This is a genomic window from Bacillus sp. LQ01 (assembly GCF_057624735.1).
This window is the reverse complement of sequence record NZ_JBYEZL010000001.1, coordinates 2,328,903-2,354,747: the sequence shown is the minus strand read 5'-3', so window position 1 is coordinate 2,354,747 and position 25,845 is coordinate 2,328,903. Positions and strand designations below refer to the sequence as shown.

Here is a 25,845-nt window from a genome sequence, read left to right as displayed (position 1 = left end):
AAAAAATTGAAACCCGTCAGGGTTTATTTGATATGCCCGCTTTTATAAAATCTACAAAAGATAATAAAAAACTATATGGAAAGACCGCATTTTGTTTAAAAATATACCTTAAGTTGATGGATGTGGGGCGCGACCCCATGCCCATCAACTTAAGAATTCAGAATTACCCCCAAATGAAAAAATGAGCTTTTTTGCCTTTTATAGCAACGAAGCTGTTTAATGGAAATAAAGTTCTTTTTTATACTATAAAGTTACATAAAAATGAAAGTTGATATTCTCAAATACGAGGGTATCAACTTTTTCCATATAAAGTTATTTAACAAACGGGGAGAATTAATGGAGGGACATTATGGGGTTATTTGAATTTGAAGAACGATTTAAAAAACAAGTAGAATGCTATGAATTATCTGAGGAACAGTTACAATTTACAGGTAAACCAAAGAAATGTGTAGAATTATCAGAAGGCGATACTGACATACATTCTATATTATTTCTTGCAAATAATGAGCTTGTAACATTTTTTGAGCTTCATGAAAATGCAGGCATAAATCCATAATCTAAAAATCCAAAAGCTATGTTATTACGTGCTCTTTCAACGGATTATTATTATCAAGGAAAGGGGCATACCAAACAATCATTATTGTTACTACCTGATTTTGTACGCAAAGAATATCCACATATTAGTGAAATTGTATTGGCTAGCGATAAATGTGAAAAACATTACTGCACAGTTATTATATAAAAAATGTGGTTTTATTGATGAAGATGTACGAAAAATAGGAAAAAAAGGCGCACTTATTATTATGAGCTATTATTTAAAAGAGAGAGTGTGTGAAAGATTTGACAACCGAATTAAAAAGTGTAGTTTAGTATTTTCTAAATAAACTACACTCATTATAAAATATTTATAGACTAAAAAGGGGCTTTTTATGTTACATGATGATCCAAAAAGTATACACTCGCAGTCAGCATCCATCTTTGGATAATTGGCTCTTGATTTCCTGTCTCCTGACGTCCCATCACTTCTATTTCATACTGTTATAACCAGAATTTGGAAGTCTTTAAAAACTTTAAATCTGCACCAAAAGCTCAATACAATTCGTAAATAATTTGATTATAGAACTATTTTTCTGTGGCGAAATAAAGCAAGGCTATGGCCGGAAAAGTGATTCCTATCCATAATGTTAGATTCCATCCTCCTAAGGCATATGCCCATCCTCCAATAAAGGATCCAACTGCACCTCCTAAAAAGAAAATAGCCATAAATAGCCCATTTAATCGACTACGAATTTCTGGACTCAACGAGAAAATTAAACGTTGGCTAAGCACAAGGTTTGCAGATACTCCCATATCCAACAGAATTGCAGCAATTACTAAAACAGCTATTCCGATGGGCGAACTACTTTGAATAATAAGTGGTAGTAATAAAGAAATAATAACAACAGTGAGAGCTATCCCAGTGGCGGGTCGTGTCCAGCCAAGATCAGCTAGACGACCACCTATTGGAGCGGCTATTGCACCTGTAATTCCGACAAGTGCATATAATGCTATGGCAGTCTGAGAAAAATGAAAAGCAGGACTAGATAATAATAATGGAACAGTGGTCCAGAATAAGCTGAAAGCCCCAAATACACAAGCATGATAAATGGCACGACGGCGTAAAATTGGAGTAGTTCGTAGTAGTTGCCACATTGAATTAAGTAAGGTGGTATAATTTGTTTTTGCCTTTGGTTTCCTAGTAGGGAGTACTTTCGATAATACAAATGCCAAAACAATAATTACAGTAGAAGATAAAGCAAATATTGCATTCCATCCCCACATACCGGCTACTAAACTAGATATCGGTCGCGCAAGCATAATACCTAATAACAGACCACTCATGACGTTGCCAACTACGCGACCGCGTGCATTTTCAGATGAAAGATATGATACAAGAGGTACGAGCACTTGCGCTGCGACCGAACCCAGTCCGATAAAGAATGAAGCAATTAACAACAAGGTTGCGCTTTTTACAAAAACCATAGAAATGAGTGCAAATGCACTTGAAAATAACAATATAAGTATCAATTTTTTATTCTCAACAATATCCCCCAAAGGCACAAGAAATAATAAGCCAACAACATATCCAATTTGAGTTAGCGTTACAATTAATCCAGCGCTACTATTAGAAAGCCCAATTTCATTACTAATTACCCCAATTAAAGGCTGCGCATAATAAAGATTAGCCACGATGATACCACATGCAGTTGCCAGAAGAATGATTAAACCCGATGAAATTTCCTTATCACTTGCTTTATTTTTAAAATTAGACATAAGTATTTCCCCCATATTTTTATTTCAGAATTACCTTGGTGTATTTTGGAACTTAGATAAAGCCATGATTATTACGAGATTCCTTAACAATTAATAAACTGTACGTTCAGTTTATTAATTAACTAAAATATATACTAAACGTTTAGTTTTGTAAATAGGCTATTTTATTTTTTGTTCATATTAAGTATACTAAACGTATAGTTTATGATTCTTGGAAGGAATGATTAATGTGCAAGGTAAAAGAGGTAGACCACGTAATGTCGAAACCCAAAAAGCTATCCTTTCTGCATCTTATGAGTTATTACTGGAAAGTGGCTTTAAAGCAGTCACAGTCGATAAAATTGCAGACCGTGCTAAAGTTAGTAAAGCTACAATTTATAAATGGTGGCCTAATAAGGCTGCTGTAGTAATGGATGGTTTTCTTTTTGCTGCCGCAGCTAGATTGCCTATACCTGACACAGGTTCAGCATTGAATGATATTTTAATTCATGCTACAAGTTTAACCAAATTTTTGATAAGTCGTGAAGGGACTATTATTACTGAGTTAGTTGGTGAAGGACAATTTGATTCAAAGCTGGCAGAGGAATATCGTACTCGATATTTCCAGCCACGTCGCCTGCAAGCAAAACAACTCCTGGAGAAGGGAATTAAAAGGGGCGAATTAAAAGAAAATCTCGATGTTGACTTAAGTATCGATCTCATTTACGGACCAATTTTCTATCGGTTGCTAGTAACCGGTGAAAAGTTGGATGATTCCTATGTGCATGACTTGGTAATAAATGCATTCGAAGGAATACGCTTGAATTGATTAATATTAAAATGAAGATTTAGAAATTCTACTGTCTCTTATGCGAAGGCAATTTATATTAACTTGGTAAATAAAGTATTTAATTTTTAAAAACTGATGTATATGGAGTGGTCTCCCAATACATCAGTTTAAGAATTAAGGGGATGTTAAAAATAATCAAGATAATTACTCTAAATATAACGTCATGCAAACAATTTTCATTATGGGGATAATATAATATCTTAACTTGATAGACATAGGGGAGCACCCCATCACCATCAAACTAATATTTTCATATCTCCCTAAATTAAAATTTTCTTTCTCTACAGATAGTTATTCTGAGAAGCTGCTCATTTTTTCATTTTGGGAGCATTTCTTTTTCTTAAGTTGATGGGTATGTATGGTGACCCCTATTAGACGATAGTAAATTAACGATTTCGGGGTTCAGTTCAACTTTATTCAAAATAAGATTTTTTTTGCAGTAAAATCAATGTTAGTGGAACTTTTTTAAACAAACTTTTTTCTAAATGAACATAAATACTTGTAATATTTAAATTAGTACTATATAGTTCTAGTTATGACAAAGGTAAAATTAATGAATCAAAGACGTGTGATTGAAGTAGCTGCAACATTATTTTTAGAAAAAGGGTTTGCTTATACAAGTATGGATGAATTAGTACGTGTAAGCAAAGTTTCAAAGTCTAATGTGTATTATCACTTTTCTAATAAGGAAGTATTATTAGAAGCGGTCGTTGATTATTGGATTGAAATGTATCAATCTGCAATTGATGACGTACTTTCTCAGAAGCAATTTTTAGTTGAAGATCGTATCCAACTGTTTTTAAAGCAATTATCACAAGGAGTTCAGTCGAGAGAGTATAAGGGGAGCTGTCCATTTATTACTCTTTATATTCAAAGTCCTAAACAGGCCACGCAAATAAAAGAAAAAATAGGTCTTTTTTTTACAGGATTACAAAAGAAAGTTTCTCTATTACTTAAACAAGGGGTAGAGAATGGAGAATTTAGAAATACGATTCATATTGATGAGGTTGCATCACTTTTTATTACAAATCTTGAAGGAGCGTTATTTATTTCAGAAACATTGAAGGATGCAACTGTAATCACGAAAACAGCAGATCATTTTTTAAAATTGCTTCGATAAAAGAAGCATTTTTTTTATATCAAATTAGTACTGAGTAGTACTAAAAAGGGGGATTTTATATGAGAACAGTATTTTTAACTGGTGGAACAGGCTTTATTGGAAAGCAATTAGTGAAAGAATTAGCCAAAGAGGATGTTAAAATTCTTCTTTTAGTGAGGTCGAAAAGTAAAGCAATACGTCTTTTTCAAGAAAGAGGCATCTTAAAAAAGGAAGTTATGCACTTTATTGAAGGTGATTTGACGAAAATAGATTTAGGTCTAAGTGCTGAAGATAAGGAGAGGGTATTGAAAACGGATGTGATTATTCACGCAGGAGGCCCCATGGATATTCAAGCGACAAGTAAAGAGGTAGCTTCCGTATTTTTAAATGGCGCCAAACATATTAGTGAATTAGCTAAAAGTATTCATCAATTGAAGGGCTTGCAACAATTTATTCATGTTGTAGGTTATATGAGTCCCTTTGATGATAAAAATAGCAAGATTGCAATTGATGTGTTTCAAGAAGGGAATAATTATTTGAAAATAAAAAATCCATATGAGAGAACAAAATTTTTAGCAGATCTTTATATCCGTCAGCAGGCATCAGCAGTAGGTTATCCGCTTTCTGTAATTAATCCGCCAACTGTAGTCGGTAGTAGTAAAACAGGGAGTACAGAGCAGATAGCAGGATTAGGTTTGCTTGTGAAGAGTATGCGAAGAGGGCTCATGCCAGTGATTCCTGGAGGTAAGAGATATAGGTTACCACTTATTTCAAACGATGAGCTTGCGAAGTTTATTGTGCAGGTTTTCAGATTGGAGCAACCGACTATTCAAACATATACACTTGTTGAAGACAAACAGCACGACCAGAACATTGCTGAGTTATTAAGTATTATGTCGGAAAGTATGAATATGAGGGCACCAAAAATCTCTGTCCCAATGCCACTTATGAAAGCAATTATGAATAGTGGAGTAAGTAAAATAACAAAAATTCCTTCTGATGGACTGAATTTTATTACAAAACGAAAATTTTCAAATGTTTCAGCGAAAAAAATTATGGGAGGAGATTGGTTTAGGAAGACGAGTGTAATGAAATTTTTCCCTGCCGTAGTAGCTGATCTGGATTATCGAATGATGTATCAAAATGGCCAGCATAATCATGTATTTAAACGAACATTATGCGATAACAATACCCTTTACCAATTACAAGGAGAGGGTAAACCGTTTATTTTATTACATGGTTTATTGAGTGATGGAGAGGATTTATTTCCTTTAGCACAAGAGCTTCATGAAAAAACTGGTCAACCTGTATGGATCTTGGATCTTCCAGGTTTGGGGCGTTCTCCTTTTAAACGAGATAAAAATCTTCTAAATATCTATTTGAATGTAGTGAAAAAGTTATTGGAGAAAGCTACGAATGGTGCACATCTAATTGGTCATTCATTCGGTGCATTTATTCTTCTGGAAGCATTGGTACAAGAGTACATAGATAAGAAGTATGCAATCACTTTACTTCAGCCACCTGTAGTTAAAAAAAATGCTAAATCGCTAAATGTTCCTCAATTTATGAACAAATGGACATTAAAATTGGCAACTACTAATTTCATAGAGCGATATTTATTAAGTAATGGTTTGTTTGAAAGTATGGAGAGCATCCCTGAACATTATATTGAAAAAATAAGGAACAGTTTTACTTCTCCTAGAATTTTAAATACTACGGTTCAGCTTAACAGTTTACTACTGAAAAACGATCAAGGTGATTTCAATGAAGTAACAAAGTATAATCTTCACATTATTTGGGGGGATTATGACAGAGCCTATTCTGCTCCATCGCATCTTGGTAAAGTTGATTTTGTTCCATATGGCCATCATTTTCCTCTTAGCCATCCGAGTGAAACGGCAACATTAGTAATAGAAAATAGTAATATTAGCAGATGAGAGTGTGGGATAAATAAAAAGTGTATAGTAAGATCGTTGTGTCTTTGAAATAAAATCGTACTGTTTGGAGTCCCGCCTCATCACCATCAAGTTAAAATTTTATAATGCTCCAAAACGAAAAATTTGAGTCTTTTATAACAATGAAGTTCATTTTATCGTTTTGGGGCAACCTGATCTGGTGATACGCCTTATAGATATTTTTACGTCTTTAATTTTTGTATTGACCTTAAAGTTACTTTAGGGTTTATGCTAAAGACAATTATATAAAAAAGCTTTTTTATGTCTATATATAATTAATCATAAGGTGAGGAAAGTCATATGGGTATATACAATAGGAAAAATTTAGCTTTAGTTTTAGCATTATTTAATGTATTTATCGTATTTTTAGGAATTGGTCTTGTAGTTCCTGTAATGCCATCTTATATGAGGGCATTACATTTAGGCACTGACACTATGGGATATTTAATTGCTATGTTTGCATTTTTCAACTATTAACATCTCCTATTGCCGGAAGATGGGTAGATATATTTGGTCGAAAAAAATGATCATAGCAGGGTTAATTCTATTTTCCTTTTCTGAATTTTTATTTGGAGTTGGAAATCAAATATGGGTATTATTTCTTTCTAGAGCACTAGGAGGTGTTAGTTCTGCATGTATGATGCCGGCAGTCACTGCTTTTATAGCTGATACAACATCATTAGAAAACAGAGCAAAAGCATTAGGGTATTTATCAGCAGCTATTAGTACAGGATTCATAATTGGACCTGGTATTGGTGGCTTTATATCTGATTTTGGCATACGTGCACCGTTCTTTTTTGCAGCAGTAATTTCTGGTATCGCTGCGTGTTTTTCAGTATTCATTTTGAAAGATCCTGTATCTAAAGAACAACGAATTAAAATGCAAGATAACAAAATACAAGTTAGTTTTTTTTAAGAAATTAAACAATCTTTTCACCCTTTATATTTTATCCCACTATTACTTGTTTTTGTTTTAGGATGTGGTTTATCAGCTTATGAACATATGTTTAGCTTTGTTGTTGATAAAAAGTTTGGTTTTACACCTAAAGATATATCAATAATTATTTAAGTAAGCGCCATATTAGGAGTAATAGCACAAATCATGTTCTTTGAAAAATTAGTAAAAAAATTTGGTGAGAAAGGGATCATTAAATATAGCTTATTCATAGCCGCTATAATTATAGTTGTATCTACATTTGTCGGTAATTATTGGATGGTCGCGATTTTAACGTTTATCATCTTTTTGGCATTTGATTTACTTCGACCAGCAATTACAACATTACTTTCTAAAATAGCTGGAGAAAATCAAGGATTTATCGGAGGGATGAATTCTACTTATACAAGTCTCGGGAATATAATAGGGCCAGCAACGGGAGGCATTTTACTTAATGTAAATGTTAATCTACCATATATCTTTGCAGGATTAATTCTTACTATTGGATTTGGCATAACTGTATACTGATCCAAATATATAACAAAAAACAACAGAGATACATTTCCAATGCAATCCTGATCTTATTGACAGGTTTTTATTTAAACCGAAACCAGAAAGCTTACGTTTTTGTTTAATACATCCCTTAAGTTGATGTGGCGGTACCCCATTAATGAAAAGGAGTGTACGAATTGGGATATTTCAACCCTGAATTAATGAAAAGTAATCTAGACCTGGAAGAAGCAATACAAATTGTAAAAAACTATATAAAGAGATTAGCAGAAACATATGAAGATAAAGAGTATGCAGCGGAAGTTATTGAACGTATTTACAATGAGGATACTACTTGTGAGGATATCGACTTTATTTTAGAGTGTAAAAAGCTAACATAGGTATACTATTTCAAAAAAGACACTATAGAAAGTGTCTTTTTTTACGTTGACATCCTATCCTATGAAAGAAAATGTAGTGATTAATCATAGTTTGTTGGATTCTTCTTATATATGGTGCATAACTTGAAATTGTATAATACCTTTCCATAAATCCTCCCTATAGCTTCCAATTATATTTTGATAACCTGGAAGATTACTAGCAAGTAAATTGCCAAAACCTTCGACATCGTTGCGCCAATCGCGTTGTAATTCGCACGCTACACTAAACCAGTTCATAAGTTACACACCACTATGTGCCATACGCGTATTGGCGGCATCTGCAACTTGTTTACTGAAAGTTCCTGAAGCATCCGTAACAGCAAATACTTCATACCCAGCTTTTATAGCGGAAAGTGCTGGGAAAGCAACATAAACATCCGTAACTACGCCCGCGATGAGAAATGGTTTATGTCTATATTATTTTCTCTTCCAATTATTATATATTTTTAGCATACTATTACTATAAGGAGGGAGTGCAGAAATGGAAGAAAAGAAAGTGACGTGGTTAGAACTCTTTTATGATTTGTTATTTGTGGCGGCAGTGACGGCTGCGACTCATGTTTTACTTCATGTTGAAGATGGTCACATCCATGCAGAGTATTTAGTAAAGTTTGTCTTAATTTTTATTCCGATCTGGTGGGCTTGGGTAGGGCAAACCATCTTTGTTAACCGGTTTGGAAAAGATTTATTTCATCAACGAATTTTTTTGATCTTGCAAATGTTTTTTGTCCTAATAATGACATCAAGCTTATCAGCTGATTTTGATCCTTATTATCTTTCTTTTTTAATTGGCTATATTGGCTTAAGGGTCGTGACTGCAATTCAATATCTTGTGGTCCAGCGTATAGAAGAGGGGGCTCGAAAAAAAGCAGCCCTCTTTTTAGGAAGATATTTTTGGATTGGAATCGCTATTTCATTATTATCCGTCTTTTTTGATTCTTGGATTCGATATGCTGTGTTATATTTTGGGATTCTTATCGATATTATTGTACCACTGCTTGGAAGAAAGTGTTTAGAAAAGGTTCCTACAAATACAGCCCACTTGTTAGAGAGATTTGGTCTATTTTCTATTATTCTCTTTGGGGAAGCTCTTATAAGCACTCTTGTGGTCATTCAACCTAAACAAGGAAATTGGGATTCAATAAGCTTTGCGATTATTTCATTTATCCTCATTATTTCGATGTGGTGGCAATATTTCGATAACATGGAGAAGAAACTCGACAAGTCTAGACAAACTTCTGGTCAAATTATTATTTACGGTCATCTATTTATTTTAATGTCTTTGAGTATGGTTGCAGCATCCATTAGATTATTATTTTTACATGAGGTCTATTATTCTTTTATCTTATATTTTGTTTTTGGTTCTGTATTGCTCTATTTCCTGTCAACTACAATTGTTTTTCATCAATACAGGTTTGAACAACACCGCTTGAACATTTATCATTTATGCTTGTTTTTAGGGATTTTAGCAGTCTTTTTTATTATTAATTTAATTATAGTAGTGCCGAATATTGCGATAATAGGACAATTAACCTTATTTTTTATCATCTATGCTAAATTAACAAGTACATAAATAAAAGCATCAAATAAACCAGTATCTAACTATAATACTGGTTTATATGTATATATTGGTAACTTTTACATTTGATATTAAATCTGATTATCCATAAATTGATTGTAGAGGTCTCGCCACATCGCTATCAAGTTAAGAAATACGTTCTTCCCATAAATGAAAAAAACGAACTGAACTTCTATGGACAACTATGAAAGAATGAAATTTTCATTTTGGAATAATTCAAAATCTTAGCTTGATGGGTATGGGGTACCGCCAACGAGACGCGAATTTTGCACGCTAAGCAAAAAAAATAAGCTGTCCACATGGCCAGCTTATTTACATAATTCTCGTTATTGGAAGTGGGTTATTCTTGTGTAATATACGCAATCCAAGCGGTTACATCATAGGGGTCTGCATTTGGGTGTATGGCTTTTTCAAATAATCTGTAACTGTTAGTATCGTGTGCAGACATCCATTTCAATGTCCTTTTTGGTCCAAAGTACCATGTATCGTGCAGGTTACAGTAAATCTCCAAACTATCAACCAACAACCAATGAAACCTAAAGTTCCCCTCTATATCTCCCCGTTCCGAACGCTTTAACATCTTGTTAAGCCACTCTCTCAGAAACTCTTTCTGGGTATCTTGTAATGGTTCTGGACCTTGCTGGTATAGTTCCTGAATCTGGTTTAGAAAATTAGCACACAAACCTCGTTCATCCAAAATTGAATACCCGTTTTGGATGCGAAGGAAATCTGTTATGTCCCTTATTTTCTCAGTCGGGTAAATCCAAGCATCCAACTGCTTCTCCTGCAAAATATTTATATCGTTTGAATGGGTGGGTACATCAGTAAAGCATAACAAGTCAATGTCACTGTCCTCAGAGTAGTCACCGTTCGCATAGGAACCATAGACAATAACAGAGTGGCACTGATATTTGCTCACTAAATATTTCCTAATTTTATCTTCTAATCCCAGTTCCATAGTATCCTCCTAACGTTTTTGAAGAAGCCCCTGTCATTTTCCTTATTATACCATTCGGGAGAGGTGATACATCGTGTGATTTTGATTGTATAGGATATTCATATAAGGTTAACATAACGTCTCATTATCGTTAGCAAGTTTTTCATAGCATCCTTATTTTTACTAAATTTTTTGTCTCTATGTCTATCTATCTCTTATACAAGATTTTATACATCATTGATATAGCGGGGATTCTAGGGTCTTCGCTATTCTTTTTTGCATAAAATCTTGTATAGAAAAGTAGTTAGACTAGTGTGTTTTACTTCGGTCTATTTCAAAATATAATTGAAAATTCATCTTTAAATTAAAAAAAGAAGGTGTTACCTTTATATATTAATAACTTTGAAATATTGTATAACAGATAATTTTTATGCATTATTGATTAGCGTTGCTTATTGTGCTAACGAATCAGGATAGTGTGGCGACTGACTGACTAAATAGTTGCTTATCCTCAATTATTAGAAGGAAAGTTCTATCATTTCGCGAATTGATTAGACATAGACGAGTCCTATAATTTTCTATATATACATAAAGAGGTGACTACGCATGAATCAAAGACCTTCAGAAGAAGAATACGCTGGGAGCTCCGGCGAATATATCCGTTTGGTGCCAGACGGTAACATCATCGACATTCTGCTCGCCCAGGAAAAGCAAATGACCGAGCTCCTGGCATCGTTGACCGAAAGCCAGGCCGCATATCGGTATGCGGAAGGAAAATGGACACTGAAAGAAGTTGTGGGCCACATTACAGACGCGGAACGCGTCATAACCTACCGCCTGCTCCGGTTCGCAAGAGGGGACCAGACGCCGCTGACCGGTTTCGATCAGGAATTGTTCATGCCTCCTTTCGGAAGCTGGACAATCGCGCAACTGGCCGAAGACTACCAGGCCGTCCGGCAATCAACGATCACATTGCTGCGCGGGCTACCGGCGGAGGCGTGGAACCGCAAGGGTACAGCCAACAACCTAAGCATTACGGCGCGCGCCCTCGCGTACGGCATCGCAGGACACGAACTTCATCACATGGGAGTCATCCGAAATCGGTACTTGAGTTAATCGTCGGCTGAGGCCTTTTGAATGGAACTAACACCTTTCATACAATCTTAGATACCGTTCTTATTGGGGCCCGCCCCATCGCCATCAAGCTAAGCTTATATAAGTTTAATTTCACGTGAAATTTTTTCGTTTTTCTAAAGACAAATGTAAGTTCTTTAAAGATTTGCATGCCAAATAAACCCTATCAGGTTTCAGTTTTTTGGATTACGCTACATGACTATGAGACATAGAAAAGTTGTATACGACGCCTAAGATATCAAAGACTGTTTTCTTCTCATACCTATGGGATTTTCGTCCGTTTTTCTGTAAGAGATTAAACAGACGAAAGAGAATCTTTGTTAATTCTTGGGTGTCTTTTTGTAAAGATTGATAAATAAGTGGAAAATAATCTTTGATGATATAAATTGCTTTATATTCACTTAATTCTCGTTTCTTCTTGATGAGGAGTAATTGGCGCATTTGAAACATGGTGGAGGAACAAAGAAGGATACTTATTAATTGTCCGTATAAGTAACATTCTAGTCGTTCTAATTTTACAGAATTACAGTGATGAATACGAAAAAATGATTTCCATGTTTTAAAAATAAGTTCAATTTGCCAGCGTAAGGAGTAAAAATCGTATACTTGTTCCTTTGGTAGATATTCTAAAGGAATATTTGTAATGTAAAAGTTAATTGCACTAAGCCTCTTACTACGTTCTTTATAGGTAATTTGCTTCTTATGTTCTTTAGATGCTAAATCCTTTTGCCTACGTTTCATTTGTGTTTCAGTTAATTTGTACAGAATGAGTCTTGCAGGAAGTTTTTGATACATTCCAATATAAATTTCAGGAATTTCATATGTTTCACCTGACTGTAATTGGTCAATGAATTGCTCCATATCTAATTGGATGTACTCAGAGTGCTTTTTTATTGTTCCATTTTGAAAGTATTCAGGCTCATTATTCTTTTGATATATACGTGTATTGAGCTTTAATCTTGAAATAAAATAAGCATTACACTCTTCTATAGTATGTAAGTCTTTTAGGTCGAAGTATCCTAAATCACGTATACATATATCGTTCGGTTGAAGGGACTCTAAACAAGTAGAACCATACGTTTTATCATTGTGCTTTCCCGATCCTACATGAACATGAAGAAATTGACCACTTAGTAAATCATACTCTAGTTGAATTTTCACACCAGCATTTTGACCACTACCACCTGAACCTTGATATATAGAAGTGAATTTATCCGGAATTTGAAAATGTGTAGAATCCAATACACGAATACGTCGAAAATAGTTTGTATACAAAGTTGGAATCTTGTTAGAAGAACAAAATTGTTGGTGAAGTAAATGTGCTAAGAGTTGTTGTAAAAACTGAACAGCCTGAGAATTAAAACGTTGATTGAGTCCTTCTGGACTCATAGAAATGCCTGTGTTAGCTTCTAATCGACTACTTAATTGTACCAATGAAGTATGGGCAATATTTTGACTTAACCAAATACATAGAGCCACTAAATCTTGTGCGCGGTATTTACTTTTTCGTTTAACAAATCCTACATTTTTAGCTAATTGCTCTAAAGCATCAGGTGACATATATCGTTGCAATTCTTTAGAAAACAATTCTAATTCATCAGAAATCGATAAATTCATACTAAAACGCCATCCTTTCCTATGATTCTATAGAAAGAATAGCGTATTTTTTCATTTTAGGGGGAATTTTGTTTTATTAGCTTGATAGCGATGGGGTGGGACCCCTATAATCGTCGAAGATATAAAAATAAAGTTAATTTTAACGTATATTTATTTTATTTATATATATAATTTTATAAATACATTGAGCTAAAGGGTTTAAACTACTCCTAATTTCACTTCAATTTATAAAAGGCTAATCGTTAATAATTTAAAAAGGGGTTTAAAAAATTAGAGACATATAGTATCATTAGATTCCGGACCGAACGGTCCGGAATCATGTGTGAATATATTTAAAAGGAGAAATTTATGCAGAAAGAAAAATTAAAGATTCTAGGCAATTTAATTAGGGGGATAATAAAGTGAACTTTATAAAAACGAATAAAAAAGATCTTATTATGTTAGTAGTTTTTACAATGTTTGTAATATTCCAAATTGGCGTCCTCATATTAGTAGGAGTATTACTTTTAACTAATGTAAATTTAGTTGAATCAGAATTTGCTACTACTGTCGCCGCTTTTATTGTACCTGCTATTATAGGAATAAGTTTCTATAGGAAAGAAATTCTTCAAAGTTTTTCTTATTTTAAAGAGAAAACAATTTTGAAAGTAGTAAGTATTCCTATGGTGGTTTTACTTACGTTAATTCTAGAAACATTTGTTACGAAATTTCTAGTGAATACAGATCAGTCAGTGAATCAAGATCTTGTTAATCAAGCTGCTTCAGAGGTACCTTTTATATTTGCAGTGCTTTTAGTTGGTGTTGTGGGTCCAATAGTCGAGGAAATTGTATTTCGCCATATATTAGTAAATAAATTTTCTAGTTATGTTGGTACTGCTATTGCATCTATCGTTTCAATTCTACTTTTTACAGTTCTTCATTCACAAAACCTTTCGGATTTTGCTATTTATTTACCAGGCTCGGTGATATATACTGTGGCTTATCTTATTTCTAAAAGATCCCTTGCATATATCATAGCAATACATGTGTTAAACAATGTCCTTAGTTTAATTCTGTAAGAAACTAGATTGCTTTCTGTCACCTTAAGGTTTTAGACTATTTTTTAAGTTAAAAACACGTTACTATTTTCTTATGTAAATAATGAAGACCTAGTTCTTATTTGTAACATTGAAGAAAAGAGTACAAGTGAACTAACTTCTCACTTAAAAGAAATATTCGATATTCCATATGTTAATTTTGAAGGTAAGAACATAAATAACGTAAAGAAAATAGCTATCGTTGCAGGTTGTGGCGACAAAGTAAGTTGGATGGAGGAAGCTGAAAAAAGAGGAGTTCAAGCCTATATCACTGGCGAAATCCATTGCCATATTGATAACGAATATGGTAAACAAAGATACAAGCAAATGATGGATTATGTTTCTAATACTTCGATGTCTTTAATCGGCGTTTCCCATTCTGCATCAGAATATCTGGTCCATAAAACATTGATGAAGGAATGGTTTGAGAATAACTTTGATATTGAAACAGTTTTAATTCCACAGGAAAAATGGTGATTATAAAGTTATTAAGTAATATTTAAAAGAGCTTTGGAATTCAAGCTCTTTTTTTCGAATTTAGCTGAGAATTATATCGTGAAAACTAGATGTTTCAGTCTATGCATATTGCTGAAGTTTTAGGTCTAGCACCCCAAAAATGAAAAAAACAAGCGGAATTTTCATAAATAACTGTAAAAAAGTAAAATTCTCGTTATGGGGGTGTCTTAAAATCTTAGCTTGATGGGCATGGGGCCCGCCCCACAACCATCAACTTAAGGATTTAGACTATTTTTGAAATTGAAAGCACGTTACTATTCTCTTATGTTAATGAGAAAGGGTGACGTGCTTTTTATGATTATGCACTAAAAACAAGAGTTATCTTTATTTACCGAAGAGTTATATCGATTTTTCTCATTTTGGGGTATTTGTTTTTCTTAGATTGATGGTGATGGGGCACTACTCTATAATGATCAAATTAAAATTTAAAATAGTTATAGAGACTCCATTTCTCGGAAATATTGTAACTATTAAGTTGTAAAAAGAACCGTAGTTTTTCATTTTTGAAAAGGCTGGGGTCCTTTTTAGTTGTAGCAAAGATATAATGGGAGGAAGTTTTTCTAAATCAAAAAAATTTGATTAATAAGTTGCATAATAAACTCACTAGCGTATATACTATAAACATCAAAAAAAGTTGATGAAGGGAAGTGAACTACAGTGGCACGAAATTTTCAGTTATATGAGAAAAAGTTTAAAGCGTTGGCTGATCAAAAACGTTTAGAAATCATGTATGAGCTTTGCCAGCGAGGCCAGACGTGTGTATGTGATTTGACAGAAGTTTTTGAAATGACGCAATCTAAGTTGTCCTATCATTTAAAGATCTTATTAGATGCAGGTTTAATTGTAAAAGAAACAAAAGGTACGTGGAGTTATTATGATTTAAATGATGCGGAAGTGAATAATTTATTATCAGAAGAATTGTGTTGTATCTTTAGAAAAACAGGAAAAGGTAGCTGCTGTTAAAATTTTGCGTTATTAATCAAAAAAAATTGATTAATAACATATAAAGAGGAGGAATAAGCTATGAGATATGTTCATGTCGGTATAAATGTTACGGATTTAGAGAAGTCTATTGAATTCTACGAAAAGGTATTTTGTGTGTCACCAGTTAAGGTGAAAGTAGATTATGCAAAATTTTTATTAGAGACGCCAGGACTTAATTTCACGCTAAACGTACGAGATGAAGTGAAGGGAAATCAGGTAAATCATTTCGGTTTCCAAGTGGATACAGCTGAAGAAATTACGTTACATAAAGAAAGATTAGAAAAAGAAGGTTTCTTTGCGCGTGATGAGATGGATACGACTTGTTGCTATGCGGTTCAAGATAAGTTTTGGGTAACGGATCCTGATGGGAACGAGTGGGAATTCTTTTATACAAAAGCACAGAGTGATGTTCATAAAATAGAAGAGGCACCTTGTTGCACGACTTCTAACGTAGTAGAACAAAATTCTTGTTGTTAATAGGAGATGGAAAATAAAATGAAACGTTTATCTTTTCTAGATCGATATTTAACACTATGGATTTTTCTAGCTATGGCTGTTGGGATTGGTTTAGGGTTTGTATTTCCTAGTGTAGTAGACGGATTGAATACATTACAAGTTGGAACAACGTCTATCCCGCTAGCTGTTGGTTTAATTGTCATGATGTATCCACCGTTAGCGAAAGTTCGTTACGAGGAAATGGGCCGAGTATTTAAAGATGTAAAAGTGTTAGTTCTATCTTTAGTACAAAACTGGATTATCGGTCCGGTACTTATGTTTGTGTTAGCAATTATTTTTCTTCCTGATAAACCAGAATACATGGTTGGTCTCATTATGATTGGATTAGCACGTTGTATTGCAATGGTAATCGTTTGGAACGATCTTGCAGATGGGGATAAAGAGTATGCAGCAGGTTTAGTAGCTTTTAACTCCGTATTCCAAATGCTTTTCTTCTCCGTTTATGCATACGTGTTTGTAACAGTCATTCCAGAATGGTTAGGAATTGAAGGAGCTATTGTTGATATCACAATGGTAGAAGTAGCGAAATCTGTATTTATCTATTTGGGAATTCCTTTTATAGCAGGTATGTTGACACGATTTGTACTCGTTAAGTTAAAAGGAAGACAATGGTATGAAAAGGTATTTATACCGAAGATTAGTCCACTTACATTACTTGCATTACTATTTACAATCATCGTTATGTTCTCTTTAAAAGGGGAAATGATTGTTAGCGTACCATTAGATGTAGTAAGAATAGCAATTCCGTTATTAATCTATTTTATTGTCATGTTTTTTGTTTCTTTCTTTATGGGAAAAAAAATTGGTGCAAACTATCCAGTGACTACAACGTTAGCATTTACAGCAGGTAGTAATAACTTTGAGCTAGCGATTGCAGTAGCAGTTGGTGTGTTTGGTATTCATTCAGGTGCAGCATTTGCAGCTGTTATTGGGCCGTTAGTGGAAGTACCTGTAATGATTGCGCTTGTAAACGTCGCTTTTTGGTTTAAGCGTAAATATTTTAATGATCAACCAGCATAATTTAAAAACAAAGGCGGAAAACAACATGGAAAACAAAAAGACAATCTATTTCTTATGCACAGGAAATTCATGCCGAAGCCAAATGGCAGAAGCATGGGGCAAACAATATTTAGGTGATAAATGGAATGTATATTCTGCAGGAATTGAAGCACATGGAGTAAATCCAAATGCAATTAAAGCAATGAACGAAGTAAATATCGACATAACAAATCAAACATCAGATATAATTGATGCAAACATTTTAAATAGTGCTGATTTAGTCGTTACGCTGTGTAGTCATGCGGATTCTGTTTGTCCATCTACTCCGCCGCATGTAAATCGTGTTCATTGGGGATTTGATGATCCAGCAGGAAAAGAGTGGTCCGAATTTCAACGTGTTCGTGATGAAATTGGTGAACGTATAAAGCGATTTTCTGAAACAGGGGAGTAAATAAAGGAAAGAGTCAATCTTCTATCTTATAGGGGATTGGCTCTTTTTTTATTGTACATAGTCATGACTGTATTGGTTCGCATAAATTACCGGAAAATAGAGGGTATTCTATTGAATTGATAAAATTAGAAATCTATTTAATCATGTAGGTGTTCACAAATAATAAATTCATTTAAAAGATAATATAGTTGTTTAGAATTAGAGATGGTATGATGAATAATTACAATATCTTCCTTGTTTTATGTATAATTTAATAAAGGGATTTTTGGATATTGAAATAAAGGGTAGTATATTAGCGCAAGGGGGAGAATGATGGATAAGTTGTTACAAGAAATTATAAATTGGTTAAGGATGAGCGATGAAAAAATTGTTATTGGTATTTCAGGACATGGTGCAGCTGGAAAAACAACGTTTGCTAATAGACTCGTAAATCTACTAAATCAAAATGAAGTAAATTATATTAATACAGATCCTTACATTGTCAGTTCGGATATCCGTAAGCATGCAGTGATTCACTATACATATCAAAATGAAAATCATCGTTATAAAATGACAGCTTGTCATCCAGCGGCACACCATTTGGCAGCTTTAGAAAGAGATATTCAGATGGTTAGAGCTGGGCTGGATTTTTATACGATAGATACGCATTATATGAAAAGTAAGTTGATTTCTTCGAAAAATAAAGTAACGATTGTGGAGGGAATGAGTGCCGCATTTATTAACCCTGATTTATTTGATTTGAAAATTTATTTTTATACAGATGGCGAAACGGAACTAATGAGAAGATCAAGCCGGGATATAGCTGAAAGGGGATCGGATATAAGTTATTTAAGGCAGTCTCATGAAGAACAACGGATTCAATATGAAGTATTTATGCATTCGTATAGTCAGCGTTTTGATATCATTATCAAAACTTCTGATGAAACAATATGTTTAGAAAAGAATACATTTGAGTTTTATAAAATTTAAATGAAAATCCTCACTTTGTTAATTACATTATGACGGTTAATTTTTCTTACGGGGTACTTGTATTAAACAAATGTATTATTTAATCAATAATACATTCACTATGAAATATATAAATTTTAAAAAAGATTTAGTAGCCTTCTTTCATCTACATAGATAGAAGGCTATTGTAATTTTTGCATGAAAGGAGAATAGAATGAAACATATAATAAAAGACATATTAATAAATTATTTTAAAGAAATTCATTCACTAGCAGTGGAAGAAGAATTGCATAAGGATAGTTGGAATACGGATCTGCATTATAAAATAATGGTAAATGGAAAGCGATATTCCGCAAGATTTATAAATAGCAAGCGAACAATCAATCCAGCCTTTGGGGCGTTATCAAACGAACAACTGATAGAGCAAGTACGGTTTACCTATTATTTACGCGAACATGAAATTCCTTTTATGCAGATAAACAAGAATAGGGCAGGAGAGCCATTTACACTTGTCGCTTGGAATGATGAACAATACCGATTTGTATTGTCTAATTGGATTGAGGGAGAACATATTACGCATTGCACAGAAAACATTGTAGAAGCCTTCGGAAAGGAAGCAAGAAAGATTCATGATATTTCTTGCGCATTTCAAAGCTCGATTTTTCAAAAGATATCTCATTTGGATGGGTATGTTGAGTTTATTAATATGTTAGAAAGTAGGGCAAGCGCATGTAAGGAATTGCGGGAGTATATAGATCTTGCTAAATATCATATAGAGTGCGCATATACGAGTGAACTAGAATTTATCGTACAAACAGATTTAAATCCTTTGAATGTTTTATGGGGCTCAAGTCAAAAGGTAAAAGGAATTGTGGATTTTGAATCTATTAGTTATGTTGACCGCATTGAAGGACTAGCCTTTTTAATAAAATGGTATTCTCGAACAGAAGGAGTACAGTCTCATGAGGTGTGTTCGAAGGTTGCTAGTTCATTTTTAGTAGGGTATAAGGCCCATAATATTTTAACACCAAATGATTATAAGAGATTTTCTTCCTTGTTATGGTTATCCGGTAGTTTGAATTGGAATTTTGTGAAGAAAACGCTAGGTGTAATAAGTGATGAGAGGGAATTAGAAGAACATTTGGAAGTTTATAGAGTGAGGGGAGAAAGACTATCTTCATTATTAACTTGTACATAACATGTATTCTCCTAGTCTGGGACTCAAATAAGAAACCATAGGATGTGTTCTAAAAAATGAAAATACAAATAGTATTGTTTGATGGTTTCGGAGAACTTGTCTCTTTCGCACCGTTTGAGGTACTGAAAAGAGCTATAGAAGAAGGGGCTCCATTTATAGTTGAATTCGTTTCGAGTGAACAAAAGCAGGAAGTTATTACCTCGTTTGGAGTTACAGTTAAACTACATGATTTTTTACGAATGGAGAATCGTCCAGATTTGTTAATTGTACCTGGTGGTGGCTGGAATCATAAAGCAGAGCATGGGGCACGAAAGCAAGCAGAGCTTGGAACTTTGACTAAAATGATTAGCGAGATGCACAATGCAGGAACAATCGTTGCTGGTGTGTGTACAGGAGGTATGCTATTAGCTGCCTCTGGTATATTGAACGGTCGAAAGGCAACGATGCACTATTTGGCACAGGATGAAATGAGTGAATACGGGGCAGAGCTTCTTCATTACAGAATTGCGGATCAAGGGGATGTTATCACTGCAAGAGGAGTCACTTCAGGAGTTGATTTGGGGCTTTGGATCACGGAAAGATTCGCAAGCCTTAAAATTGCGGCTGCCGTTGAATACAGAATGGAATATGAGAGGCGAGGTGTTGTTTGGAAGTAATTTGCTTTCTTTTTTATCCTATTTTAAATGGGAGGGGGGGCTGCCCATAAAAGCCCAATTCATATGTACTAATAATCAGTCGGGATGCCAAAACTCCTACTGATTAAAGTTTCATTTTATAATTTTTACTTTATTAAAAGTTGATTTGTTAGAAAGGATAATCATTTATTGATATAATGAATGGATGCGTGGCAGGAAATAGATAGAAAGATACTGCTAGTAATTTATACTTAAAATGTAGGGAGATTGAACAGAGTTATGGGGACAGAAAAAGAAATTAGTTCCGCTAAATTAATATGGAAGATGACGCGCCCGCATACATTAACGGCGACGTTTTCTCCTGTAATTTTAGGAACAGTGGCATCACTTTATGTTGCCAAAATTGATTGGCTGTTATTTATTGCGATGATGGTTGCATGTTTAGCATTGCAAATAGCAACGAACTTATTTAATGAGTACTATGATTTTAAACGTGGATTAGACACTGCTGAATCCGTTGGCATCGGTGGCGGAATTGTCCGTCATGGATTGAAGCCAAAAAATGTTTTAACAGTTGCGCTTTTATTGTATGTCGTAGCAGCTTTTATTGGCATTTATATTTGTATGAATAGTAGTTGGTGGTTAGTGGTTATTGGTTTAATTGGGATGGCAGTTGGCTATTTATATACAGGTGGTCCACTACCAATTGCGTACACCCCGTTTGGAGAATTAGTTTCTGGATTGTTAATGGGGACATGTTTTGTACTCATTGCTTTCTTTATTCAAACGAATACGATAACGATTGAAAGTGTATTGATTTCCATTCCAATTGGAATTTTAGTCGGTGCAATCAATATGTCGAATAACATCAGAGATATCGAAGAAGATATTAAAGGTGGAAGAAAGACATTAGTAATCCTCCTTGGGAGAGAGAAAGCTGTGGTAACACTAGCGGTAGCCTTTTTCATTGCGTATTTATGGATTGCCGTAATTGTATTAATGGGTTATATAAGCCCTTGGGCATTAGTTATGTTCCTAGGTTTGAGAAAGCCAATTTCTGCGATTCAAAGTTTCCAAAAAGGGGCAAAGGATCCTGGGTATATGCGCATCGCAATGAAATCAACAGCGATGACAAATACGATTTTTGGCTTCTTATTATCAGCAGGATTATTAATTAGTTATTTGTTTTAAATAACTTAACCCCAATTTCTCGATTTTAGTATAGAGAAATTGGGGTTTTATTTTGAGTTTTTTACGTTATAAACTATTATCATTTGAAATGTATATACCAATAAATTGCAACTTCATCACTTGTCTTATCCAAACCTTTATAAACAAGAAAATCAAACCCACCAATTACAAATCCACATTTTTCATAAAATTTACATGCTGCGACATTATTATTTTGCGTTTCAAGCATGATACCTGGCATATTTCCTTTTTTTGCCCACTGCTTTGCTTGATCAACTAATCTTTTACCAACTCCGAGTGTACGATATTTTTTATCTACCGTTATATCTTCTATGTAAGCATAGTGGTTCCAATTCTTTTTCAATACCATTAATCCAATGATTTGGTTATGTAACAGTGCTATGTAAATGACTTGATTAGGTTTATTTATATATTCATTGTAAGCCAGTTCTTCATTATCATCTTGATTTTGTAAATAACTTTTTTCATAACTTGGAACGTCTTCTACTGTATATTCTATACGTTTATTTCCTTTGGAAAGAGAAAGAATTAACCGAGCATTCACTATAAAACTGTCATCAATCTCCGGGAGATTATCTAAATCATTTGTTTCTAACTCTCTAATTACAAGGTTCATCGGGGCACCTCCACATAATAATATTTCTTCTAGTTCTTCATTTGGTTCAAATGAATTCCAATTACAAAATTATAATAGAATTTCAATAGTACGGCTATTTTTGTATTTTATCTTTATACCAGTATGTTGTTATCTTGATATAAAAATATTGTTTAGAAAGAGTAGTATCTTTTATTTTGGATGTATATCCAGTTTTTAAATTTAACTGTATTAGAGAAACAAATATTTTTCTAAAGAGTGGATGCCATACGTTATTCTTTAACTAAATTCGACATTATCTGCATTTTATCTTCACCTTCCTCTATTAATCTATTTATTGTAAACATCAGCTGGAGTTAATGCTCAGCTGTATAAATAATGAATATAAAAATTAATAGGGAAAGGATCGAAAAATAATGAAAGAATCACAAAGTAAGAAAAAAACAAGTCGACTAACTAAGGTAATAATATCTCTAGGAGTTGTTTTAGCAACGACCTTTTTCACCTTCTTTTTAATAGGAAAATGGAACTCTATCCCAGCGAAGGGAATAGCTAACGAAAGTAGTAATCAAGTTAACACGCAACAACAAGAAAAGAAAAAAGAAACACCACCAGCAAAACAGAAAAGACCTGATGGAAAACCGGTGGGAAAGGTTGTTTATTTAACATTCGATGATGGTCCTAGCGAACTAACTGGGAAATTTTTAGATGTACTAAAAGAGCAACATGTTGCTGCGACATTTTTTATGCAAGGTAGCAATTTACAAAATACAGGTTTTCAGGAAAACGTAAAACGAGCGGTAAAAGAAGGACATTATATTGGTGCTCATAGTATGACACATAATAGTGATAAGCTATACAAAAAAGGACAATTTGTACCGGAGATGAAAGAAACGTTAGCTCTTATCCATAATATTACGGGTACAACTCCTAAATTAGTTCGTCCGCCATATGGATCTGCACCAGGATTAAAGGGTGAGGAAATTCGTAACCAAATTGTAGAAGCAGCAATAAAAGTTTGGGATTGGACAATAGACTCAAATGATTGGAAATTAAAAGATAATCCAACTCAGATTATCGATAATGTAAAGAAACAGACAACAGAAGAAGTAGAAGTTGTTTTAATGCATGAAAAGGCGCAAACATTACAAGCCCTTCCTGAAATTATTAAATTTTATAAAGAGCAAGGGTATGAATTTGGGGTATATAATGACGAGGATCATTTTCGTCTAAACTTCCAAAAAGATCAACGTCTATAGTATAAACATAGTTATTTTAAAAAGGTGTTTTTATTACTAAATCAATAATTAAGCCAAAAGACGATTTCCTATACAATAAAGAAATCGGCTTTTTTTATAAAGTTGACTTTTTGATCAAAAAGGTTTATTCTACTTGTGCAAGTAACGACTTGCATTCGGGTTTGGATAAAGATTATGTGAAAGTTGGATGAAACGTGAATGAAATGACAAATACATCAGAACGTATTATTGAGGCTTTTTTAGAACTATTTCGCACTCATGGCTATAAGGGAACGACGACTCGCTCGATTTCGGAATTAGCGGGCGTAAACGAAGTAACGATCTTTCGGAATTTCGGAAGCAAAAAGAATATTATGGAAAAAGCTGTCGAATCTTTATCGCGTGATATGGAATTGAATAAATTAATGCCTGGAGAGATGACTTGGAATCTTGAAGATGACTTGCTATCTATTGCAGAAGGATATCTTGCATATATAGAAAAGTTAAAGGATTTAATTTTGATTAGTTTTCAGGAAGCTGAAATGTTCCCAGAGCTCAAAGAAAAAATTGCATTAATTCCTAAACAATTAAAAGATAATTTGGTTTCATATTTCATTGAGATGAGAGAAAAGGGAAAGCTTATTGAAACTGATATGGAAGCTCAGGCGATGAACTTTATTTGGATGAATTTCGGTTACTTTCTTTCTAACTCACGCTTTGGTGACAATTTATTTTCCAATTCAAAAGAGATTTTTTTAAAACATAGTGTCCAACTATTTTCTAGGGGGCTAACTCCCTAGGTCTTTTTTTGTACCTAATGCAAGTAAGCACTTGCTATAATAAAACAACAAGGAGTACGACAATGAAAACTTTAAAAAATTTCTTTAAATTCCCTCCAACATTCATTGGAATTGCAACAGCATTTGCCTTTCTGTTAATTTTCTTTTGTGTGTGGATGACTGCATACGATGGTGTTACGGATCGGGTAAACCAATTAAAAGTCGGATTAGTTAATGAAGATAATCAAATGGGAACCGATATTGAAAAAAGCTTGAAGGAAAATCTACCCTTTAAAGTTAAAAGCTATAGCTCGGTAACGCACGCCCAAAAAGATATGGATAACAGGAACTTAGATATGGTTATTCAAATTCCTGCAAATTTCTCAAGTCTATTGAAAGAAAATAATACTACAGAGATTAACTATTTCATCAATCAAGCAAACTCATCTTTGGCAAAACAGATTATGGAAGGCGCGGCAAAGGATATTACGCAAACAGTTAATAAAAATGTATATGCGTATAAACAAAAGCTTATTTCATCTAACCTATCTAACGAACTAAGTACAGTGATGCCGTCAGAAGAATTGGTCCAAAAGTTATCAGAAAACATTACGAAAGCTATGAGTTCATTAAACATTGATTCTGTGCAATCATCTGTCGAAAAAACAAACAATACAGATGGCTTTGCAGCAACCATGATTCCATTTTTAATTGTTCTTGCTTCATGGGTTGGAGCGATGCTTATGAGTTTAAATCTTAATATTGTTGCAACAATATTAAAAAACACGCACGGAAAATGGTCTATATTTTTATCAAGACAAGTTATTAACATTGTCGTATCTGTTATTTTAGCTATTATCACGTTATTATTAATGACCTTATTTAATGTTAAATTGAATACAAGCTTGTTTGAAACATGGATATTCCAAACTCTTGTCTTTTTCTCTTTTTTAAGCGTAACGCAAATGTTTATCGTTCTATTTGGTCCTGCTGGTATGATGTTTAATATCATATCGCTGTCAGTACAATTAGTTACTTGTGGAGTAATTGTTCCAAAAGTGTTGCTATCTAATTTTTACCAAATTGTCGGTTCTCTTTTCCCTGGAACTTATGTAGCTGACGGATATCAAACAATAATTTTTGGTGGGGGAAATCTATCACACGATATGAATATTCTTCTTTGCACTTCAATTATTACCATTCTTATAGCGGTGGGGAGAATTATGCTGCAAAGAGATAGTAAAAGTGAATTGATCAAACAAACTGCCAACAGATAAAAAGCTTATATTACATGTGAAGTGCACCCTGATTGCTAAACAAAGTCTAACAATCGAGGGGCACTTTTTTTAGTCAAATTCTCTTAGCGTACGAA

25 protein-coding genes and 4 pseudogenes are annotated in these 25,845 nt (G+C 33.8%); 23 read left to right on the top strand and 6 right to left on the bottom strand.

Annotated elements, in window-relative coordinates:
• From AC22L0_RS12235 to AC22L0_RS12225, 3 genes are all read left to right on the top strand, one after another.
• Positions 1-185, top strand: a 185-nt coding sequence (locus AC22L0_RS12235) for a hypothetical protein (RefSeq protein WP_487272278.1), incomplete at its 5' end; no start/stop codon positions are given.
• A 164-nt stretch (positions 186-349) separates the two neighbouring features.
• Complete coding sequence (locus tag AC22L0_RS12230; protein WP_087948651.1) at positions 350-556, top strand: hypothetical protein; 207 nt, start codon at positions 350-352, stop codon at positions 554-556.
• A 100-nt stretch (positions 557-656) separates the two neighbouring features.
• Complete coding sequence (locus tag AC22L0_RS12225; protein WP_103652772.1) at positions 657-884, top strand: GNAT family protein; 228 nt, start codon at positions 657-659, stop codon at positions 882-884.
• Between the two features lie 58 nt (positions 885-942).
• Here the strand turns inward: AC22L0_RS12225 and AC22L0_RS12220 are convergent.
• Both AC22L0_RS12220 and AC22L0_RS12215 read right to left on the bottom strand, forming a co-directional pair.
• Positions 943-1,089: pseudogene (locus tag AC22L0_RS12220) on the bottom strand (VOC family protein); the annotation flags it as partial.
• Between the two features lie 33 nt (positions 1,090-1,122).
• Positions 1,123-2,313 carry an MFS transporter gene (locus tag AC22L0_RS12215; RefSeq protein ID WP_087948652.1) on the bottom strand — a complete coding sequence of 397 codons (1,191 nt, stop codon included), beginning with the start codon at positions 2,311-2,313 and terminating at the stop codon, positions 1,123-1,125.
• Between the two features lie 220 nt (positions 2,314-2,533).
• Here AC22L0_RS12215 and AC22L0_RS12210 point away from each other — a divergent pair, with 220 nt between their 5' ends.
• The 5 genes and pseudogenes from AC22L0_RS12210 to AC22L0_RS12190 all read left to right on the top strand — a co-directional run bounded on the left by AC22L0_RS12210 (position 2,534) and on the right by AC22L0_RS12190 (position 8,020).
• Positions 2,534-3,121 carry a TetR/AcrR family transcriptional regulator gene (locus AC22L0_RS12210; RefSeq protein ID WP_002062846.1) on the top strand — a complete coding sequence of 196 codons (588 nt, stop codon included), beginning with the start codon at positions 2,534-2,536 and terminating at the stop codon, positions 3,119-3,121.
• Positions 3,122-3,695: 574 nt separating this feature from the next.
• Positions 3,696-4,262 (top strand): TetR/AcrR family transcriptional regulator, encoded by a 567-nt coding sequence (locus AC22L0_RS12205; protein ID WP_061654899.1) that lies wholly within the window; start codon positions 3,696-3,698, stop codon positions 4,260-4,262.
• 59 nt (positions 4,263-4,321) lie between these two features.
• The gene (locus AC22L0_RS12200; protein ID WP_087965105.1) at positions 4,322-6,178 is read left to right on the top strand and encodes an alpha/beta fold hydrolase; all 1,857 of its coding nucleotides are present in this window, start codon (positions 4,322-4,324) and stop codon (positions 6,176-6,178) included.
• 318 nt (positions 6,179-6,496) lie between these two features.
• Positions 6,497-7,658: pseudogene (locus tag AC22L0_RS12195) on the top strand (MFS transporter).
• Between the two features lie 161 nt (positions 7,659-7,819).
• Positions 7,820-8,020 carry a hypothetical protein gene (locus AC22L0_RS12190; RefSeq protein WP_065703698.1) on the top strand — a complete coding sequence of 67 codons (201 nt, stop codon included), beginning with the start codon at positions 7,820-7,822 and terminating at the stop codon, positions 8,018-8,020.
• A gap of 105 nt (positions 8,021-8,125) precedes the next feature.
• Here the strand turns inward: AC22L0_RS12190 and AC22L0_RS12185 are convergent.
• Positions 8,126-8,467: pseudogene (locus AC22L0_RS12185) on the bottom strand (isochorismatase family protein); the annotation flags it as partial.
• Positions 8,468-8,540: 73 nt separating this feature from the next.
• Between AC22L0_RS12185 and AC22L0_RS12180 the strand changes: the two are divergent.
• Positions 8,541-9,632, top strand: a complete 1,092-nt coding sequence (locus AC22L0_RS12180; RefSeq protein ID WP_087965107.1) for a low temperature requirement protein A — start codon at positions 8,541-8,543, stop codon at positions 9,630-9,632.
• A 346-nt stretch (positions 9,633-9,978) separates the two neighbouring features.
• On the opposite strand, the gene AC22L0_RS12175 is transcribed toward AC22L0_RS12180, so the two are convergent.
• Positions 9,979-10,596 carry a nucleotidyltransferase domain-containing protein gene (locus AC22L0_RS12175; RefSeq protein ID WP_070756716.1) on the bottom strand — a complete coding sequence of 206 codons (618 nt, stop codon included), beginning with the start codon at positions 10,594-10,596 and terminating at the stop codon, positions 9,979-9,981.
• Between the two features lie 585 nt (positions 10,597-11,181).
• Here AC22L0_RS12175 and AC22L0_RS12170 point away from each other — a divergent pair.
• Entirely contained in the window at positions 11,182-11,691 is a 510-nt protein-coding gene (locus AC22L0_RS12170) for a DinB family protein (RefSeq protein WP_048568422.1), read from the top strand.
• A 204-nt stretch (positions 11,692-11,895) separates the two neighbouring features.
• Here the strand turns inward: AC22L0_RS12170 and AC22L0_RS12165 are convergent, their stop codons facing one another.
• Positions 11,896-13,326, bottom strand: coding sequence for an IS4 family transposase (locus AC22L0_RS12165; RefSeq protein ID WP_087965109.1), 1,431 nt, complete (start codon positions 13,324-13,326; stop codon positions 11,896-11,898).
• A gap of 401 nt (positions 13,327-13,727) precedes the next feature.
• Between AC22L0_RS12165 and AC22L0_RS12160 the strand changes: the two genes are divergently transcribed.
• From AC22L0_RS12160 to menA, 10 genes and pseudogenes are all read left to right on the top strand, one after another.
• On the top strand, positions 13,728-14,384 hold the full coding sequence (locus AC22L0_RS12160) for a CPBP family intramembrane glutamic endopeptidase (protein WP_087965111.1): 657 nt from the start codon (positions 13,728-13,730) through the stop codon (positions 14,382-14,384).
• Positions 14,385-14,468: 84 nt separating this feature from the next.
• A pseudogene (locus AC22L0_RS12155) lies at positions 14,469-14,879 on the top strand (Nif3-like dinuclear metal center hexameric protein); the annotation flags it as partial.
• 696 nt (positions 14,880-15,575) lie between these two features.
• Complete coding sequence (gene arsR / locus AC22L0_RS12150) at positions 15,576-15,881, top strand: arsenical resistance operon transcriptional regulator ArsR (protein ID WP_048568424.1); 306 nt, start codon at positions 15,576-15,578, stop codon at positions 15,879-15,881.
• A 60-nt stretch (positions 15,882-15,941) separates the two neighbouring features.
• Positions 15,942-16,379, top strand: coding sequence for an ArsI/CadI family heavy metal resistance metalloenzyme (locus AC22L0_RS12145; protein WP_050821974.1), 438 nt, complete (start codon positions 15,942-15,944; stop codon positions 16,377-16,379).
• An 18-nt stretch (positions 16,380-16,397) separates the two neighbouring features.
• On the top strand, positions 16,398-17,438 hold the full coding sequence (gene arsB, locus AC22L0_RS12140; protein WP_087965113.1) for an ACR3 family arsenite efflux transporter: 1,041 nt from the start codon (positions 16,398-16,400) through the stop codon (positions 17,436-17,438).
• Positions 17,439-17,463: 25 nt separating this feature from the next.
• Positions 17,464-17,868: an arsenate reductase (thioredoxin) gene (gene arsC / locus AC22L0_RS12135; protein ID WP_000428354.1), complete on the top strand. Its 405-nt coding sequence runs from the start codon at positions 17,464-17,466 to the stop codon at positions 17,866-17,868.
• A 312-nt stretch (positions 17,869-18,180) separates the two neighbouring features.
• Positions 18,181-18,837 (top strand): uridine kinase family protein, encoded by a 657-nt coding sequence (locus AC22L0_RS12130; protein ID WP_087965115.1) that lies wholly within the window; start codon positions 18,181-18,183, stop codon positions 18,835-18,837.
• 193 nt (positions 18,838-19,030) lie between these two features.
• Positions 19,031-20,014, top strand: a complete 984-nt coding sequence (locus AC22L0_RS12125; RefSeq protein ID WP_140160690.1) for a phosphotransferase — start codon at positions 19,031-19,033, stop codon at positions 20,012-20,014.
• Between the two features lie 56 nt (positions 20,015-20,070).
• A complete protein-coding gene (locus AC22L0_RS12120) occupies positions 20,071-20,670 on the top strand; it encodes a DJ-1/PfpI family protein (RefSeq protein WP_061654895.1) in 600 nt (199 codons plus the stop codon).
• Positions 20,671-20,928: 258 nt separating this feature from the next.
• Positions 20,929-21,840, top strand: coding sequence for a 1,4-dihydroxy-2-naphthoate polyprenyltransferase (gene menA, locus AC22L0_RS12115; RefSeq protein ID WP_000536384.1), 912 nt, complete (start codon positions 20,929-20,931; stop codon positions 21,838-21,840).
• A 79-nt stretch (positions 21,841-21,919) separates the two neighbouring features.
• On the opposite strand, the gene satA is transcribed toward menA, so the two are convergent.
• Positions 21,920-22,477: a streptothricin N-acetyltransferase SatA gene (gene satA / locus AC22L0_RS12110; RefSeq protein ID WP_001054993.1), complete on the bottom strand. Its 558-nt coding sequence runs from the start codon at positions 22,475-22,477 to the stop codon at positions 21,920-21,922.
• 395 nt (positions 22,478-22,872) lie between these two features.
• Here satA and AC22L0_RS12105 point away from each other — a divergent pair, with 395 nt between their 5' ends.
• From AC22L0_RS12105 to AC22L0_RS12095, 3 genes are all read left to right on the top strand, one after another.
• Entirely contained in the window at positions 22,873-23,715 is an 843-nt protein-coding gene (locus tag AC22L0_RS12105; RefSeq protein WP_087965117.1) for a polysaccharide deacetylase family protein, read from the top strand.
• A gap of 194 nt (positions 23,716-23,909) precedes the next feature.
• A complete protein-coding gene (locus AC22L0_RS12100; RefSeq protein WP_001004645.1) occupies positions 23,910-24,494 on the top strand; it encodes a TetR/AcrR family transcriptional regulator in 585 nt (194 codons plus the stop codon).
• A 17-nt stretch (positions 24,495-24,511) separates the two neighbouring features.
• Positions 24,512-25,750: a YhgE/Pip domain-containing protein gene (locus AC22L0_RS12095; protein WP_249268304.1), complete on the top strand. Its 1,239-nt coding sequence runs from the start codon at positions 24,512-24,514 to the stop codon at positions 25,748-25,750.
• Positions 25,751-25,845 lie beyond the last annotated feature (95 nt).

What these genes read in the sequence shown, in the direction of transcription:
- AC22L0_RS12215 (WP_087948652.1), bottom strand. Translation starts at nt 2,313, where the DNA reads ATGTCTAATTTTAAAAATAAAGCAAGTGATAAGGAAATTTCATCGGGT.
- AC22L0_RS12145 (WP_050821974.1), top strand. Translation starts at nt 15,942, where the DNA reads ATGAGATATGTTCATGTCGGTATAAATGTTACGGATTTAGAGAAGTCT.
- arsB (WP_087965113.1), top strand. Translation starts at nt 16,398, where the DNA reads ATGAAACGTTTATCTTTTCTAGATCGATATTTAACACTATGGATTTTT.
- AC22L0_RS12200 (WP_087965105.1), top strand. Translation starts at nt 4,322, where the DNA reads ATGAGAACAGTATTTTTAACTGGTGGAACAGGCTTTATTGGAAAGCAA.
- AC22L0_RS12180 (WP_087965107.1), top strand. Translation starts at nt 8,541, where the DNA reads ATGGAAGAAAAGAAAGTGACGTGGTTAGAACTCTTTTATGATTTGTTA.
- AC22L0_RS12175 (WP_070756716.1), bottom strand. Translation starts at nt 10,596, where the DNA reads ATGGAACTGGGATTAGAAGATAAAATTAGGAAATATTTAGTGAGCAAA.
- AC22L0_RS12120 (WP_061654895.1), top strand. Translation starts at nt 20,071, where the DNA reads ATGAAAATACAAATAGTATTGTTTGATGGTTTCGGAGAACTTGTCTCT.
- AC22L0_RS12230 (WP_087948651.1), top strand. Translation starts at nt 350, where the DNA reads ATGGGGTTATTTGAATTTGAAGAACGATTTAAAAAACAAGTAGAATGC.
- AC22L0_RS12130 (WP_087965115.1), top strand. Translation starts at nt 18,181, where the DNA reads ATGGATAAGTTGTTACAAGAAATTATAAATTGGTTAAGGATGAGCGAT.
- AC22L0_RS12125 (WP_140160690.1), top strand. Translation starts at nt 19,031, where the DNA reads ATGAAACATATAATAAAAGACATATTAATAAATTATTTTAAAGAAATT.
- satA (WP_001054993.1), bottom strand. Translation starts at nt 22,477, where the DNA reads ATGAACCTTGTAATTAGAGAGTTAGAAACAAATGATTTAGATAATCTC.
- AC22L0_RS12205 (WP_061654899.1), top strand. Translation starts at nt 3,696, where the DNA reads ATGAATCAAAGACGTGTGATTGAAGTAGCTGCAACATTATTTTTAGAA.
- AC22L0_RS12095 (WP_249268304.1), top strand. Translation starts at nt 24,512, where the DNA reads ATGCAAGTAAGCACTTGCTATAATAAAACAACAAGGAGTACGACAATG.
- menA (WP_000536384.1), top strand. Translation starts at nt 20,929, where the DNA reads ATGGGGACAGAAAAAGAAATTAGTTCCGCTAAATTAATATGGAAGATG.
- AC22L0_RS12170 (WP_048568422.1), top strand. Translation starts at nt 11,182, where the DNA reads ATGAATCAAAGACCTTCAGAAGAAGAATACGCTGGGAGCTCCGGCGAA.
- AC22L0_RS12105 (WP_087965117.1), top strand. Translation starts at nt 22,873, where the DNA reads ATGAAAGAATCACAAAGTAAGAAAAAAACAAGTCGACTAACTAAGGTA.
- AC22L0_RS12210 (WP_002062846.1), top strand. Translation starts at nt 2,534, where the DNA reads ATGATTAATGTGCAAGGTAAAAGAGGTAGACCACGTAATGTCGAAACC.
- AC22L0_RS12165 (WP_087965109.1), bottom strand. Translation starts at nt 13,326, where the DNA reads ATGAATTTATCGATTTCTGATGAATTAGAATTGTTTTCTAAAGAATTG.
- arsC (WP_000428354.1), top strand. Translation starts at nt 17,464, where the DNA reads ATGGAAAACAAAAAGACAATCTATTTCTTATGCACAGGAAATTCATGC.